Source organism: Alteraurantiacibacter lauratis (assembly GCF_037154155.1).
GTDB classification, from domain to species: Bacteria; Pseudomonadota; Alphaproteobacteria; order Sphingomonadales; family Sphingomonadaceae; genus Alteraurantiacibacter; species Alteraurantiacibacter lauratis.
The window spans coordinates 49298-61409 of the sequence record NZ_JBANRN010000002.1 but is presented as its reverse complement, the minus strand read 5'-3'; the positions used below and the strand labels follow the sequence as shown (position 1 = coordinate 61409).

General features: G+C 64.8%; 15 protein-coding genes. 10 read left to right on the top strand and 5 right to left on the bottom strand.

The annotated features are described in order from the left end of the window. The first annotated feature begins 5 nt into the window (after positions 1-5). From WFP39_RS02600 to WFP39_RS02590, 3 genes are read left to right on the top strand one after another with little or no spacing between them, the layout of a single operon-like run. Entirely contained in the window at positions 6-947 is a 942-nt protein-coding gene (locus WFP39_RS02600; protein ID WP_336917584.1) for an ABC transporter ATP-binding protein, read from the top strand. 9 nt (positions 948-956) lie between these two features. Continuing rightward, a complete protein-coding gene (locus tag WFP39_RS02595; protein ID WP_336917583.1) occupies positions 957-1904 on the top strand; it encodes an MlaD family protein in 948 nt (315 codons plus the stop codon). After that, positions 1901-2491, top strand: coding sequence for an ABC-type transport auxiliary lipoprotein family protein (locus WFP39_RS02590; RefSeq protein WP_336917582.1), 591 nt, complete (start codon positions 1901-1903; stop codon positions 2489-2491). The genes WFP39_RS02595 and WFP39_RS02590 overlap by 4 nt, the downstream gene beginning before the upstream one ends. Positions 2492-2498: 7 nt before the next feature. Here WFP39_RS02590 and WFP39_RS02585 read toward each other — a convergent pair whose 3' ends face one another. The 5 genes from WFP39_RS02585 to crcB are packed head-to-tail and all read right to left on the bottom strand — an operon-like array spanning position 2499 to position 5730. Further along, positions 2499-3194: an ATP12 family chaperone protein gene (locus WFP39_RS02585; protein WP_336917581.1), complete on the bottom strand. Its 696-nt coding sequence runs from the start codon at positions 3192-3194 to the stop codon at positions 2499-2501. Beyond that, positions 3191-3442, bottom strand: coding sequence for a hypothetical protein (locus WFP39_RS02580; RefSeq protein ID WP_336917580.1), 252 nt, complete (start codon positions 3440-3442; stop codon positions 3191-3193). The genes WFP39_RS02585 and WFP39_RS02580 overlap by 4 nt, the downstream gene beginning before the upstream one ends. After that, on the bottom strand, positions 3426-4112 hold the full coding sequence (locus tag WFP39_RS02575) for an HAD-IA family hydrolase (protein WP_336917579.1): 687 nt from the start codon (positions 4110-4112) through the stop codon (positions 3426-3428). Before WFP39_RS02575 ends, WFP39_RS02580 begins: the two co-directional genes overlap by 17 nt. Further along, complete coding sequence (locus WFP39_RS02570; RefSeq protein WP_336917578.1) at positions 4109-5326, bottom strand: RluA family pseudouridine synthase; 1218 nt, start codon at positions 5324-5326, stop codon at positions 4109-4111. Before WFP39_RS02570 ends, WFP39_RS02575 begins: the two co-directional genes overlap by 4 nt. Then, entirely contained in the window at positions 5323-5730 is a 408-nt protein-coding gene (gene crcB / locus WFP39_RS02565) for a fluoride efflux transporter CrcB (RefSeq protein ID WP_336917577.1), read from the bottom strand. Before crcB ends, WFP39_RS02570 begins: the two co-directional genes overlap by 4 nt. A 246-nt stretch (positions 5731-5976) precedes the next feature. Between crcB and rpsU the strand changes: the two genes are divergently transcribed. From rpsU to gatB, 7 genes are all read left to right on the top strand, one after another. After that, complete coding sequence (rpsU, locus tag WFP39_RS02560) at positions 5977-6183, top strand: 30S ribosomal protein S21 (protein WP_336917576.1); 207 nt, start codon at positions 5977-5979, stop codon at positions 6181-6183. 114 nt (positions 6184-6297) lie between these two features. Beyond that, positions 6298-6885 (top strand): FKBP-type peptidyl-prolyl cis-trans isomerase, encoded by a 588-nt coding sequence (locus tag WFP39_RS02555; RefSeq protein ID WP_336917575.1) that lies wholly within the window; start codon positions 6298-6300, stop codon positions 6883-6885. A gap of 27 nt (positions 6886-6912) precedes the next feature. Continuing rightward, positions 6913-8592, top strand: coding sequence for a DUF4153 domain-containing protein (locus WFP39_RS02550; protein WP_336917574.1), 1680 nt, complete (start codon positions 6913-6915; stop codon positions 8590-8592). Between the two features lie 60 nt (positions 8593-8652). Continuing rightward, positions 8653-8955 (top strand): Asp-tRNA(Asn)/Glu-tRNA(Gln) amidotransferase subunit GatC, encoded by a 303-nt coding sequence (gatC, locus tag WFP39_RS02545; protein ID WP_336917573.1) that lies wholly within the window; start codon positions 8653-8655, stop codon positions 8953-8955. Then, complete coding sequence (gatA, locus tag WFP39_RS02540) at positions 8955-10439, top strand: Asp-tRNA(Asn)/Glu-tRNA(Gln) amidotransferase subunit GatA (protein ID WP_336917572.1); 1485 nt, start codon at positions 8955-8957, stop codon at positions 10437-10439. Before gatC ends, gatA begins: the two co-directional genes overlap by 1 nt. Further along, a complete protein-coding gene (locus WFP39_RS02535) occupies positions 10430-10615 on the top strand; it encodes a glutamyl-tRNA amidotransferase (RefSeq protein ID WP_336917571.1) in 186 nt (61 codons plus the stop codon). The genes gatA and WFP39_RS02535 overlap by 10 nt, the downstream gene beginning before the upstream one ends. After that, a complete protein-coding gene (gene gatB, locus WFP39_RS02530) occupies positions 10612-12108 on the top strand; it encodes an Asp-tRNA(Asn)/Glu-tRNA(Gln) amidotransferase subunit GatB (protein WP_336917570.1) in 1497 nt (498 codons plus the stop codon). The genes WFP39_RS02535 and gatB overlap by 4 nt, the downstream gene beginning before the upstream one ends. Positions 12109-12112: the final 4 nt, after the last annotated feature.

Below are 12112 nucleotides of genomic sequence, written 5' to 3'. Positions count from 1 at the left end.
GCGGCATGAGCGAGGTCGAACCCGATATCGAAGTGGGCGAACCCAACCCGGAGGTGGATGATACCGCCTTTGACGGCGAATACCCCATAATCATCAAGGGGTTGACCAACCGGTTCGGCGACTTTGCGGTGCATGAAGGTCTGGATCTCAAGGTGCGCCGGGGCGAAATCCTGGGCGTGGTGGGCGGATCGGGCACGGGCAAATCGGTGCTGATGCGCAGCATTATCGGCCTGCAAATCCCCGATGAAGGCACGATCGAGGTGCTGGGCCACGAAATCACCGGCGAACACGCGGACGAGGTGGTGGGCATCCGCAACCGTTGGGGCGTCCTGTTCCAGGGCGGCGCGCTGTTTTCGACGCTGACCGTGGGCGAGAATGTGCAGGTGCCCTTGAAGCAGTTCTATCCCGAACTCTCGCCCCGGCTGCTGGACGAGATTGCGATCTACAAGACCATCCTTTCCGGTCTGCCGCCCGAAGCGGCGGCGAAATATCCGTCGGAATTGTCCGGCGGCATGAAAAAGCGCGCGGGGCTGGCGCGAGCCTTGGCGCTTGACCCGGAATTGCTGTTTCTGGACGAGCCCACCGCAGGGCTTGATCCCATCGGCGCGGCCCGGTTCGACGAACTGCTGCGCGAACTGACCGATACGCTGGGGCTGACCGTGTTCCTGATCACCCACGATCTCGACACGCTGCACGCGATCTGCGACCGCGTGGCGGTGCTGGCCGATGGGAAAGTGATCGCAGTGGGCACGATTGCCGAATTGCTGCGTAGTGATCATCCGTGGATTCAGGAATATTTCAACGGACCGCGCGGCCGCGTGGCGCAGGCGGCCCGGCCGCTGCAATCGACCGGCCTTGTTCCGCAAGGAAGCGAGGCGTCGCAGCGCGCGGCCCCGGCACGCCTGGCGGCCAAAGCGTTGGACAAGACGCCGCAAGGGGAGGCATAGGCAGCTGAGATGGAAACACGCGCCAATCATATCTGGGTAGGGTCCGTCACGCTGCTGCTGATGGCGCTGGCCGCCGGTTTCTTCGTGTGGCTGGCGCGGCTGGGCGATTCGCAGCAGAAGGAATACGACATCTTCTTCCAGCAATCGGTGGGTGGCCTGGCGCGCGGCTCGCAGGTGGCCTTTGCCGGGGTGCCGGTGGGGCAGGTCAGTGAAATCCAATTGTGGGAACGCGATCCCGAATATGTCCGCGTGCGGGTGAAGGTGCAGAACGATGTGCCCATTCTGGTGGGCACCACCGCCTCGATCTCGTTCAGCTTTACCGGCGTATCCACGCTCAATCTGCAAGGCGCGCGGCGTGGCGCGCCGCCGATCACCTGCGAAACCACCGATTGTCCCGAAGGCGTGCCGGTAATCCCGCCCGCAGGCGGCGCGATCGACGAAATCCTCTCCAGCGCGCCGTTGCTGCTGGAACGGCTCGCCACCTTGACCGACCGGCTGACGCGTGTGCTGGACGATGACAACCAGAACGCAATTGCCGGTATCTTGCGCAACACCAATGCCATCAGCGCGGAACTGGCGGGCGCTTCACCCGAAGTGCGCCGCACCATGGCCGAATTGCAGGTGACGCTGGCGCAATCGACCGAAACGCTCGCTGCGTTCGAGCGCACGCTGGACAGCGCGAACGCCCTGCTCGACAATCAGGGCCAGCCGCTTGCCACCGAAATGCGCGCGACGCTGCAATCCGCACGGCAGGCCGCCGATGCCTTGCGTGCCAGTCTGGCGCAGGTGGAGCCGGTCACGCGGCAATTGAATGAAGAGACGCTGCCCGCGGCCGAGGCGACGATGCGCGACCTCAGGCGGACCAGCGAAAGCCTGCGTGGCCTGACCCAGACCCTTGAAAACGAAGGGGCCGGTTCGCTCTTGGGCAGCCGTCCCTTGCCGGAGTATCGTCCATGATCGTCAAGCCCATCTGTGCCGCGCTGGGCGCCGTTCTGCTGGCGGGCTGCGTCAATGTCGGCATTGGCGGCGGCAAGGCGCCTGAACAGCTTCTGACGCTTACATCCAGCGCTAGCGTGGCCACTGGAACCATGCGTGAAGGCCGGCTGGACAACGCGTTGGCGGTGGCGGTGCCTGCGGTGCCACGCCATCTCGATGTGGCGCGCGTGCCGGTGCAGACGGGCGGCAATTCGCTCGCTTATCTGGCCGATGCCTTCTGGGTGGAAAAACCCGCCAGCCTGTTCCAGCGCGTGCTGGTGGAAACCATCCGCGCAGGCGGCAGCCGGATGGTCGTGACCGGCGGGGAACTGGAATACGCCGCGCGCACGCAGCTCGACGGCGAATTGCTGGCGATGGATTACGACGCGGCAAGCTCGCGCGTGGTCGTGCGGTTCGATGCGGTGCTGCGCCAGCCTGATGGCACGATCCGCCAGCGCCGCTTTGAAAGCGAAGTGACCGGCGTTCTTCCCACCGCCTCCGCAGTCGCCCCTGCGCTGAACCGCGCTGCCAATGAAGTGGCCGCGCAAGTGGCGCAATGGGTCGGCTGATCCGCGCCTAGGCCCTCACCGCTTTCACGAAATCCGCCGCGCACGCAAAGGCTTCGGCGCGCAAGGCTCTGCGGTCCTGAGCCATTGGGTCCCAGCCCCAGAGCTCGGCCTGCCAGTCCTCCTCCGCATTGGCGGCGGAAAACAGCGCGGGCACATCTGCGCCATCCTCCAGCACGGCAAGCCCGGTGATGAGCGAGGCGGCGAGCGAGGTGAGGTTGAACAGGCCTGCCAGCGTGAAATTGTCCATCGCCTCCAGCCGGGCGCGCAATGCGGCCAATGTTTCCGGCTTTTGCGCGCGGTGCACCACGCCGCTGATGCGGGTAAAGGCAATCTGGTGGCGCGCCTCGCACGCGCAGATGAGCGGTTCCCACACCTCGCGCTGGCGCTGATAGAGTGGCTCTTCCGGATCGGCGCGGTAGAGCAGCGTGTCGGTATCACCATAGGTGAGCAGCTTTTCGACCACATCGGCGCGTTCGTTCGCGACGATATCGATCGCGTAATCGGCCATGTCGCGCATGGCAAAGCGGGCGATGTCGATCACCTCGCCCTGTTCGCGCCACTCGGCAGCCATCAATTCGGCCAGCGCCTGTGTGGGCACCACTTGCGGCGATCCGCCTTGCGAGCGGATGGGCCGGCTATCGAGCATTACCTGCCAGCCGCCATCAACCGGGGCGACGGTTACATCCTTGTAGAAGCGTTTCATCGGTTTCCGGGGGGGGAGGGGGGATTGCGGTCATTGCTGCTCCACACGCGGGCGAGCATGGTGGGAACAAGGAAGGTTTCCAGCATTCCCAGCAGAATCAGCAGATAGCCGGTCCAGTCGGGCAGGCTGATCATGCCCTGCACCACCGCGATGCCCATCAGGATCATGGCAATCCCGCCGATGCGCATCAGGTTGATGATCATGAAGCGGCCCTTGGCGCGGGCTTCCTCGTCATGGGGTGAGGGCATTGATCATCTCCTCCAGCTCGTCTGCGGTGCGGGCCACGCTCTGCGCCCCGGCGTCAACCAGTTCCTGCACCTCGTGATAGCCCCAGGCAACCCCGATCGCGGCGATGCCCGCGGCGCGTGCGGCCAGCATGTCATACACGGTATCGCCAACCATCACCGCCGGCGCAGGGGGCGCTCCGCTTTCCGCTTCCGCCTCAGCCAGCGCGGCCAGAAGCATCGCGGGATCGGGCTTGGACGGATGCCGGTCGGCGGTTTGCAGCGTGGTGAAATGGTCGAGCAGGCCATGCGTCGCCAGAGTGGATTGGAGGCCGCGATCGCTCTTTCCCGTGGCGACGCCCAGCAGCCAGCCGCGCGCCTTCAGCCCGCCGATCAATGCGGCGATACCGGGAAAAAGCGGTTCGTGCAGCGACCCGTCCATCCGCGCGGCGCGGAAGGCCTGCTTGTAGGCTTCGACCGCGCGCACAAGCTGTTCATGCGCGGCATCGGGCGCCAGCCGCGCCACTGCCTGCGGCAGGCTGAGACCGACAATGCGGCGCACCTGATGCGCATCGGGCGCAGGCAAACCGGCGAGGTCGAACGCCACATTCATGGCGCGGCACACCGCGGCCTGTCCATCGGTCAGCGTACCGTCGCAATCGAAGATGGCGAGGCGTGGGGGAGGTGCACTCACGTGCGCGGACGGCCCGGCTTGCTGGCCCCTCCCGGCTTGCGCGGCCTGGCAGGCCTGCCCGCGGGCTTGCGCGTGGCGGTCTTTTTCGCAGGCGGGCGCTTGCCCGTGCGCGCGCCGCCTTCTGCGCGCAGCTTGCGTTCGCCCCGGCGGGCCTTGCGGTATTGCTTGGCGTGGGCCTTGGCCGCCTGCTTCTCTTCCTCTTTCGAGCGCGGCGCGCGGCCGCGATCAGGTTCCGCCGCACTGGCATTCTCGTCAAAGCCGAGTTGGTCCATGCTGGCGGCAAAATGTTCGGGAAGGGGCGCAGTCTCGTCGATCAGGCCGCCGCCCGGCTCCTCGATGATCAGGCGGCGCGCGTGCAGGTGCATCTTGCGGCTGATCGTGCCGGTGAGGAAGGCCGCCGGGCCGCCATATTTGCCGTCGCCCACGATGGGGTGGCCGATAGCCGCCATGTGGACGCGCAATTGATGCGTGCGCCCGGTCAGCGGCTGCAATTCCACCCATGCGGCGCTGTTGCCTGCGCGTTCGACCACGCGGTAGAGCGTCTTGGCCGGCTGGCCGTTTTCGACATCGACCTGCATCTTCTCGCCGCCGCTGCCCGGCTGCTTGCCGATGGGCGCCTCGATGATGCCTTCCTTCACATCGGGCACGCCCACCACCAGCGCCCAATAGATCTTCTTGGCGCTGCGCCCCGAAAATCGCTTGGAGAAGAAGGCCGCGCTGCCCGGCGAGCGGGCGACCAGCAGAATGCCCGATGTGTCCTTGTCCAGCCGGTGCACGAGGCGTGGGCGCGGTTCGCCCGGATCGGCATAGGCATCGAGCAGGCCATCGACATGGCTCGTGGTCTTGGTGCCACCCTGCGTGGCAAGGCCCGGCGGCTTGTTCAGCACCAGCGCCGATTTGCTGCGGCGGAGCAGCATAGCCTCGGCCATGGCTTCTTCCTGCGGCGACAATTCGCGCCGCTTGGGGACGGATTTGCCCGCATCCTCGCCGCCCGGCGGCACGCGCAGCACTTGCCCGGCGGCAAGCCGGTCCTCTGGCTTCACCCTTTTGCCATCGACGCGCAATTGCCCCGTGCGCGCCCAGCGTGACACCGTGCCAAAGCCCACCTGCGGCAGATGGCGCTTGAACCAGCGGTCGAGCCGCACCCCGTCATCATCAGGGGCGACGGTGAACTGGCGCACTGCCGCATCGGGGCGGGGGGGGTCGAAACTCATGCCCCGATCCGCGATACGGTGAGGCCGAATATCAGGCCGGTCACGCCAAGACCGAGCGAAAGCAGCGCGTAAATGCCGGCAAGGCCCAATTGGCCGCGCTGGATCAGCATCGCCAATTCCAGGCTGAAGGCGGAAAAGGTGGTGAAGCCGCCCAGCAGACCCACGCCCACCAGCAGCCGCCAGCTGTCCGTATCGCCGCCCATGCGCAGCAGGATCCCGGCCAGCAGGCCCATGGCGAGGCTGCCGATCGTGTTGACCGCCAGCGTTGCCCAAGGGAATACACCCATCGGCACCGGGCCGAGCCAGGCGGTCATCCAGCGGCCGGTCTGGTAACGCAGCACCGATCCGACAGCGCCGCCAAGGGCGACATAGAGCGTGGCGAAAAGCGGGGGAGTGATTGTCATGCCCGGTGCCTTAGCCGGATGCGGCGCGTTTCGGAAGTGTTTCGCCCAGGTCCGGCGCGCGTCTTCCCGCATACGCTTGCCTTTCGCTGCAATTTGGCATAGGGCGCGCCATCTGAGGCCGGTCCTTGAGAGGATTCGGCGCATGTTTCATTGGTTTTATACCGTCATTGGTTCGACATGGTGCATCCCGCGCCGATCGCTCGCGGGCTCTGGCCATTGGCAGATTAGAAAAGGTGGCATTGATTTATGCAAATCATCGTTCGCGATAACAATGTGGAACAGGCTCTTCGCGCGCTCAAGAAGAAGCTGCAGCGCGAAGGTGTGTATCGCGAAATGAAGCTGCGCCGCCATTACGAAAAGCCCAGCGAAAAGCGCGCCCGCGACAAGGCCGCTGCTGTCCGCCGCGCCCGCAAGATGGAGCGCAAGCGGATGGAGCGTGACGGTTCCAAGTAAGCGCCGCTTGCGCGAATTGCCAAGCTGGGCCAAACGGGGCGCCTGAGGGAATCCTCCGGCGCCTCTTTTGCATCCGGCTTCCCCAATTTGTTTTGATAACAGCAGGATCATTCGATGGCCGAAGTTACCCGCGTTCCGCTCCAGCCCATTGCGTCTGGCTCGATGATGAAGTTCTGGCTGGGCGTGCTGATTGGCGCGGCGCTGGCCGGGGCCGTGGCCTGGTTCCTGACCCGGCCCGATACGGTCGATGTTGAAGTCATCACCGCCGGCACTGGTCCCAGCCCGCAGGAAACCGATGCGGTGTTCGTGGAATATGTCGGCAAGCTGGCCGATGGCACGGTGTTCGACCAGTCGCCGCCGCGCCCCGAAATCCCCGAAGCGATTGCCGATCTGATACCCGAAGGCTCCTATATGGAACTGCAGGGCGTGGTCCCCGGCTTCCGCGAGGCGATTCTGCAGATGCAGAAGGGCGGCAAGTACAAGGTCGAGATTCCCGCCGCTCTTGCATACGGGGCCAATCCGCCCGCCGGTTCGCCCATTCCCCCCAATGCCGATCTGACCTTCGAGGTCACCTTGCACGAATTCCTGACGCAGGAGCAGCTGCAAGAGCGGGTGACGCAGATCAACACGATCATGGCCGCGCAGCAGCCTGAACCAGGCGCGACCCCGGCTCCGGCCCCGACCCCGACTCCAGGCCAGTAGCCTCTGATGGGTTCGGGGGCAAAGCAGGTGAGCACCGCGCCCGCGCCCGAAGACCTGCTGGAAGATTGGGAGCCCCGGCCCTTCGTCCTTGCCGCTTTGCTGGCAGGTGGCGGGCTGGGGCTCTGTTTTCTTTTTGATGGCAGCGATCCGCAGCCGCTGGCCGGGGCGGGCGCGGCGTTCATTTTCTTTGGCGCGCTGGCGGCGGCGTTTGCGCTCGATCCGCGCAACTGGAAGCCCGTGGCGATATTCGCGCTGGCCCTCGGCGCGATCATGGCGGGCATTGCCTGGCATGTGCTGCGTTTCGAGGAAGCCTATGCCGGGCGGCACTTTGCTTTTGCCGCGGGCGTGTTTGCCAGCGTGATCGCGCTGCCGCTGTTTCAGGCGGGGTTCCACCGCACAGGCCTGAATACTGATTACAAGCTCACCCATTTCCATGTGTGGACCGATGCAATCAGCGGTGCGGGTGCGCTGGCCTTTACCGGCCTGTCGTGGCTGATGCTGTTTTTGCTCGACGGGTTGCTGGGGCTTGTCGGCATCAATCTGATCGAAGATCTGACGCGCCAAGGCTGGTTCGTCTGGATGTGGAGCGGCGGGGCGTTTGGCACGGCATTGGGCGTGCTGCGCAACAATCTGAAAATCATCGGCAGCTTGCAGAACGTGGTGCTGATCGTGCTGTCCTTGCTGGCGGTACCGCTGGCGCTGGCGCTGGTGGTGTTTCTGGTCGCGCTGCTGGCATCGGGCGGGCAGGCGCTGTGGGATGCCACCGATTCGGCAACGCCGGTGCTGCTCGCCTGCGCCGTGGGCTGTTTCGTGCTGACCAATGCGATCATGCGCGACGATGATGTGGCGACCAGCCGCAGCCGCATCCTGCGTCCGGTGGCGATGGTGTTGGCAGCGGGCGTGCTGCCGCTGAGCATTTTTGCGGCGGTATCGATGGGCATCCGAATGAATCAGCACGGCCTTACGCCGGAGCGCATCTGGGCGCTGATCTGCATCGCGGTGGCGGTGGCTTATGGCCTTGCCTATGCGGTCGGATTGGCGCGCGGCAGGCGCCTGGGATGGGCCGCGCATCTTCGCCGGGCAAACCTCAACCTTGCTTCAGCTACCTGCGTATTGGCCCTTATTTTGGCCTTACCGCTGTGGGATTTTGGCGCAATATCAGCGCGTAACCAGATTGCGCGGCTGGATGCGGGGCGGGTGAGTGTGGAGGCGTTCGATTACTCTGCCTTGCGCTGGGATTTCGGCGATGCGGGAAGGCGGGCACTGGCGCGGCTGGGCGAGCGCGAAGGCGAAGTGGGCCGGCTGGCTCGCGCGGCGGCAGAGCAGATTGAACGGCCCTGGCGCGGAATGGAGCCGGCACCGCGCGATGACATCTCCGCGCGTCTGCGCGTGCAGCCCGATGATCCCGAACTGCGGCGCGAAGTGCTCGATTTCCTGACCATTGAAAGCTGGCGCTGTGCAAAAGCCTGCATTGCTCTCGATCTGGGGCGCAACGCCGCGGGCCGCCGCGAAATCGCGTTGATCGAAGGATATGGCTTCGAACGTTTCGCGCTGGGCGGGCCTGACGGCCGCGCCGATCCGGTTTTTCCCGGCGCGCGCGATGAGCCAGAAACACCTTTTGACATCAGCGCCAAGGTTGAACTGCGCGAGGAGCCGCGCCGGTCGATCTACATTAACGGCCGTCGGATCGGGATGCCGGTCGATTGATTTCGCACAGCGCGTTTCCCCCGCTTGAAGGCAGGCCCGCGCCCCGCTAACGCACAGGCCATGTCTGTAACCCGTGAAGAAGTGGCGAAGATCGCCGCCCTGGCGCGCATCAAGGTGGACGAGGGCGACCTCGACCGCATGGTGGGCGAATTCAACAACCTGCTCGCCTGGGTGGAGCAGCTGGGCGAGGTCGATACCTCCGCTGTCGAACCCATGACCGCGGTGATCCCGCAGGCGCTGCGCCTGCGCGACGATGTGGTGGATGCCGATCCGCTGACCGGCGGCAACCGGCGCGACGATATCCTCGCCAATGCGCCGGTGGCACAGCATGGCTTTTTCGGCGTGCCCAAGGTGATCGAATAATGACCCAGCTCACCGATCTTGGCGTAAAGGCCATTCGCGAGGGCGTGGCCGCAGGTGATTTCACCGCGGTCGAAGTGGCCGAGGCGTTCAATGCTGCCGTTGCCGAAGCGGCAAAGCTCAACGCCTTCATCGTCACCACGCCCGACCATGCGATCCGCGCTGCCCAAGCGGTCGATGCCGACCGTGCCGCAGGAAAACCCCTGGGCAAGATGGCGGGCGTGCCGATTGGCATGAAGGACCTGTTCGCGACCAAGGGCGTGCAGACCACGGCGGCAAGCCACATCCTCGAAGGCTTCGTGCCGCCTTACGAAAGCACCGTGTCGCAGAAATTGTGGGATGCGGGCGCGGGGATGCTGGGCAAGCTGAACCTTGACCAGTTCGCGATGGGGTCGAGCAACGAGACAAGCTATTTCGGCAATGTGATTTCGCCCTGGCGACGCAATGACGGCGGCAATGCGCCGCTCGCGCCCGGTGGCTCGTCCGGCGGTTCTTCCGCTGCGATTGCCGCGCGGCTGTGCCCGGCGGCGACCGGCACCGATACCGGTGGGTCGATCCGCCAGCCCGCCGCCTTTACTGGCATTGCGGGCATCAAGCCGACTTATGGCCGCTGCAGCCGCTGGGGCATTGTCGCCTTTGCCTCCAGCCTCGATCAGGCAGGGCCGATGGCGCGCAGCGTAGAAGATTGCGCGATCATGCTGGAAGCCATGGCGGGCTTCGATCCGAAGGATTCGACCAGCCTTGATATGCCGGTTCCGGAATGGAGTGCTGGCCTGAACCCGGATCTGCGCGGCAAGAAGGTGGGTATCCCGCGCGAATACCGCATGGACGGGACCGATGCCGAAATCCTCAAAAGCTGGGACGATGGCATCGCGTGGCTGAAGGATGCAGGCGCCGAGGTGGTCGACATCAGCCTGCCGCATACCAAATACGCGCTGCCCGCCTATTACATCGTCGCGCCCGCCGAGGCGTCGAGCAATCTCGCCCGCTATGACGGGGTGCGTTACGGCCTGCGCGACCTGCCCGATGGCGCGGGGTTGCAGGATATGTATGCCGCCACCCGCGCCGCCGGTTTCGGGGACGAGGTGAAACGCCGCATCCTGCTGGGCACCTATGTGCTGTCGGCGGGCTTTTACGATGCCTATTACACGCAGGCGATGAAACTGCGCACGCTGATCCAGCGCGACTTTGTGGAAGCGTTCAAACTCTGCGACGTGATCTTGGCCCCCACCACGCCCACCGCCGCCTTTGCCCTTGGCGACAAGACCGAAGACCCGCTGGCGATGTATCTGAACGATGTGTTCTCGGTGCCCGCTTCGCTTGCCGGACTTCCGGCGATGAGCGTGCCGTGCGGCCTCAACAAGGACGGGCTGCCGCTGGGCCTGCAAATCATCGGCCCCGCTTTTGACGAACAGGCCGTGCTCAATGCCGGGCTGGCGATTGAACAACGCGCAGGCTTTGCTGCAAAACCGGAGAAGTGGTGGTGACCCCTGAACCCGGATGGATGCCCGACACGGCCCTGATCATCACCGGTGTGGCCATCGCGCTGGCGGTGCCCGCGACATTCCTGGTCGCCAATTGGGTGAGGAAGAACGTCGATCATGGCGAGATGCGCTTTGACACGCGCAACCGCGATGAGGCTGGCGAGGACAGGACGAAATGAGCAACTACCGTATTCAGGGCGCAACGGGCGAATGGGAGGTTGTGATCGGCCTCGAAGTCCATGCGCAGGTCACGTCCAAGGCCAAGCTGTTTTCGGGCGCGGCCACGGCCTTTGGCGCAGAACCCAACGCGCAGGTCAGCCTGATCGATGCCGCAATGCCGGGTATGCTGCCCGTGCCCAACCGCGAATGCATCCGGCAGGCGGTGCGCACCGGCATGGCGATTGATGCCACGATCAACAGATGGAGCCGGTTCGACCGCAAGAACTACTTCTACGCCGACCTGCCGCAGGGCTACCAGATCAGCCAGCTCTATCACCCGCTGGTGGGCGAGGGGAAACTGCTGATCGAGGCGGACGAGAAGGGCGGCATTGCGGAAGACAAGTGGATCGGCATCGAACGCATCCATGTGGAACAGGATGCGGGCAAGCTGATGCACGACCAGCACCCGACCATGTCCTATGTCGATCTCAACCGCGTGGGCGTGGCGTTGATGGAAATTGTCAGCCGCCCCGATATACGTTCCCCGGCAGAAGCAGGCGCCTATGTGCGCAAACTGCGGCAAATCCTGCGCTATGTCGGTTCGTGCGACGGCAATATGGAGGAAGGCTCCATGCGCGCCGACGTCAATGTGTCCGTCCGCCGTCCGGGCGAGGCGTTTGGAACGCGGACCGAGACGAAGAATGTCAACTCCGTCCGTTTCGTGATGCAGGCCATCGAATATGAGGCCAACCGGCAGGTCGATCTGATCGAGGGCGGCGGCAAGGTGGTGCAGGAAACCCGTCTGTTCGATCCCGGCACCGGCACCACACGGTCGATGCGGTCGAAGGAGGACGCGCACGATTACCGCTATTTCCCCGATCCCGACCTGCTGCCGCTGGAACTGGACGAGGCCTTTCTTGAGGAATGCCGCGCATCGCTGCCCGAACTGCCCGATGCGAAGCGTGCGCGCTATACCAGCGAACTGGGACTGTCCGAATACAACGCCCGCGAACTGACCGCGGAGGTTGAAACCTTCGCCCGGTTCGAAACTCTGCTGGCGGCAACGGCTGCGGCGCTGGGCAAGCCGGAGGCCAAGGTGGCTACGCAGGTCGCCAACTGGTCGCTCTCGGTCGCGCCGGGGGTGATGAAGGCGCTGGGTGAGGAAGCCGATCCCGCCAACGCCACGGCATCGGCGCAGGCCGCGATCCTGAAGATGCAGGATGCAGGCGAAATCAGCGGCGGGCAGGCCAAGGAAATCTTCGAGATCGTGCTCAAGACCGGGCGCGATCCGGCCGAAATTGCCGAGACCGAGGGCCTGAAGCAGACCAGCGATACCGGCGCGATCGAAGCGGCGGTGGATGCTGTGCTCGCCGCCAATGCCGACAAGGTGGAACAGTACAAGGCCGGCAAGGAAGCGCTGTTCGGCTTCTTCGTGGGGCAGACCATGAAGGCGATGCAGGGCAAGGGCAACCCGCAGCTGGTCAACCAGGTGCTGAAGGCGAAGCTGAGCTAGCAGC

Coding starts and splice junctions, on each gene's coding strand:
- WFP39_RS02595 (WP_336917583.1), top strand. CDS start 957: ATGGAAACACGCGCCAATCATATCTGGGTAGGGTCCGTCACGCTGCTG.
- WFP39_RS02585 (WP_336917581.1), bottom strand. CDS start 3,194: ATGAAACGCTTCTACAAGGATGTAACCGTCGCCCCGGTTGATGGCGGC.
- rpsU (WP_336917576.1), top strand. CDS start 5,977: ATGCAAATCATCGTTCGCGATAACAATGTGGAACAGGCTCTTCGCGCG.
- gatA (WP_336917572.1), top strand. CDS start 8,955: ATGACCCAGCTCACCGATCTTGGCGTAAAGGCCATTCGCGAGGGCGTG.
- gatC (WP_336917573.1), top strand. CDS start 8,653: ATGTCTGTAACCCGTGAAGAAGTGGCGAAGATCGCCGCCCTGGCGCGC.
- WFP39_RS02580 (WP_336917580.1), bottom strand. CDS start 3,442: ATGCCCTCACCCCATGACGAGGAAGCCCGCGCCAAGGGCCGCTTCATG.
- crcB (WP_336917577.1), bottom strand. CDS start 5,730: ATGACAATCACTCCCCCGCTTTTCGCCACGCTCTATGTCGCCCTTGGC.
- WFP39_RS02570 (WP_336917578.1), bottom strand. CDS start 5,326: ATGAGTTTCGACCCCCCCCGCCCCGATGCGGCAGTGCGCCAGTTCACC.
- gatB (WP_336917570.1), top strand. CDS start 10,612: ATGAGCAACTACCGTATTCAGGGCGCAACGGGCGAATGGGAGGTTGTG.
- WFP39_RS02555 (WP_336917575.1), top strand. CDS start 6,298: ATGGCCGAAGTTACCCGCGTTCCGCTCCAGCCCATTGCGTCTGGCTCG.
- WFP39_RS02590 (WP_336917582.1), top strand. CDS start 1,901: ATGATCGTCAAGCCCATCTGTGCCGCGCTGGGCGCCGTTCTGCTGGCG.
- WFP39_RS02600 (WP_336917584.1), top strand. CDS start 6: ATGAGCGAGGTCGAACCCGATATCGAAGTGGGCGAACCCAACCCGGAG.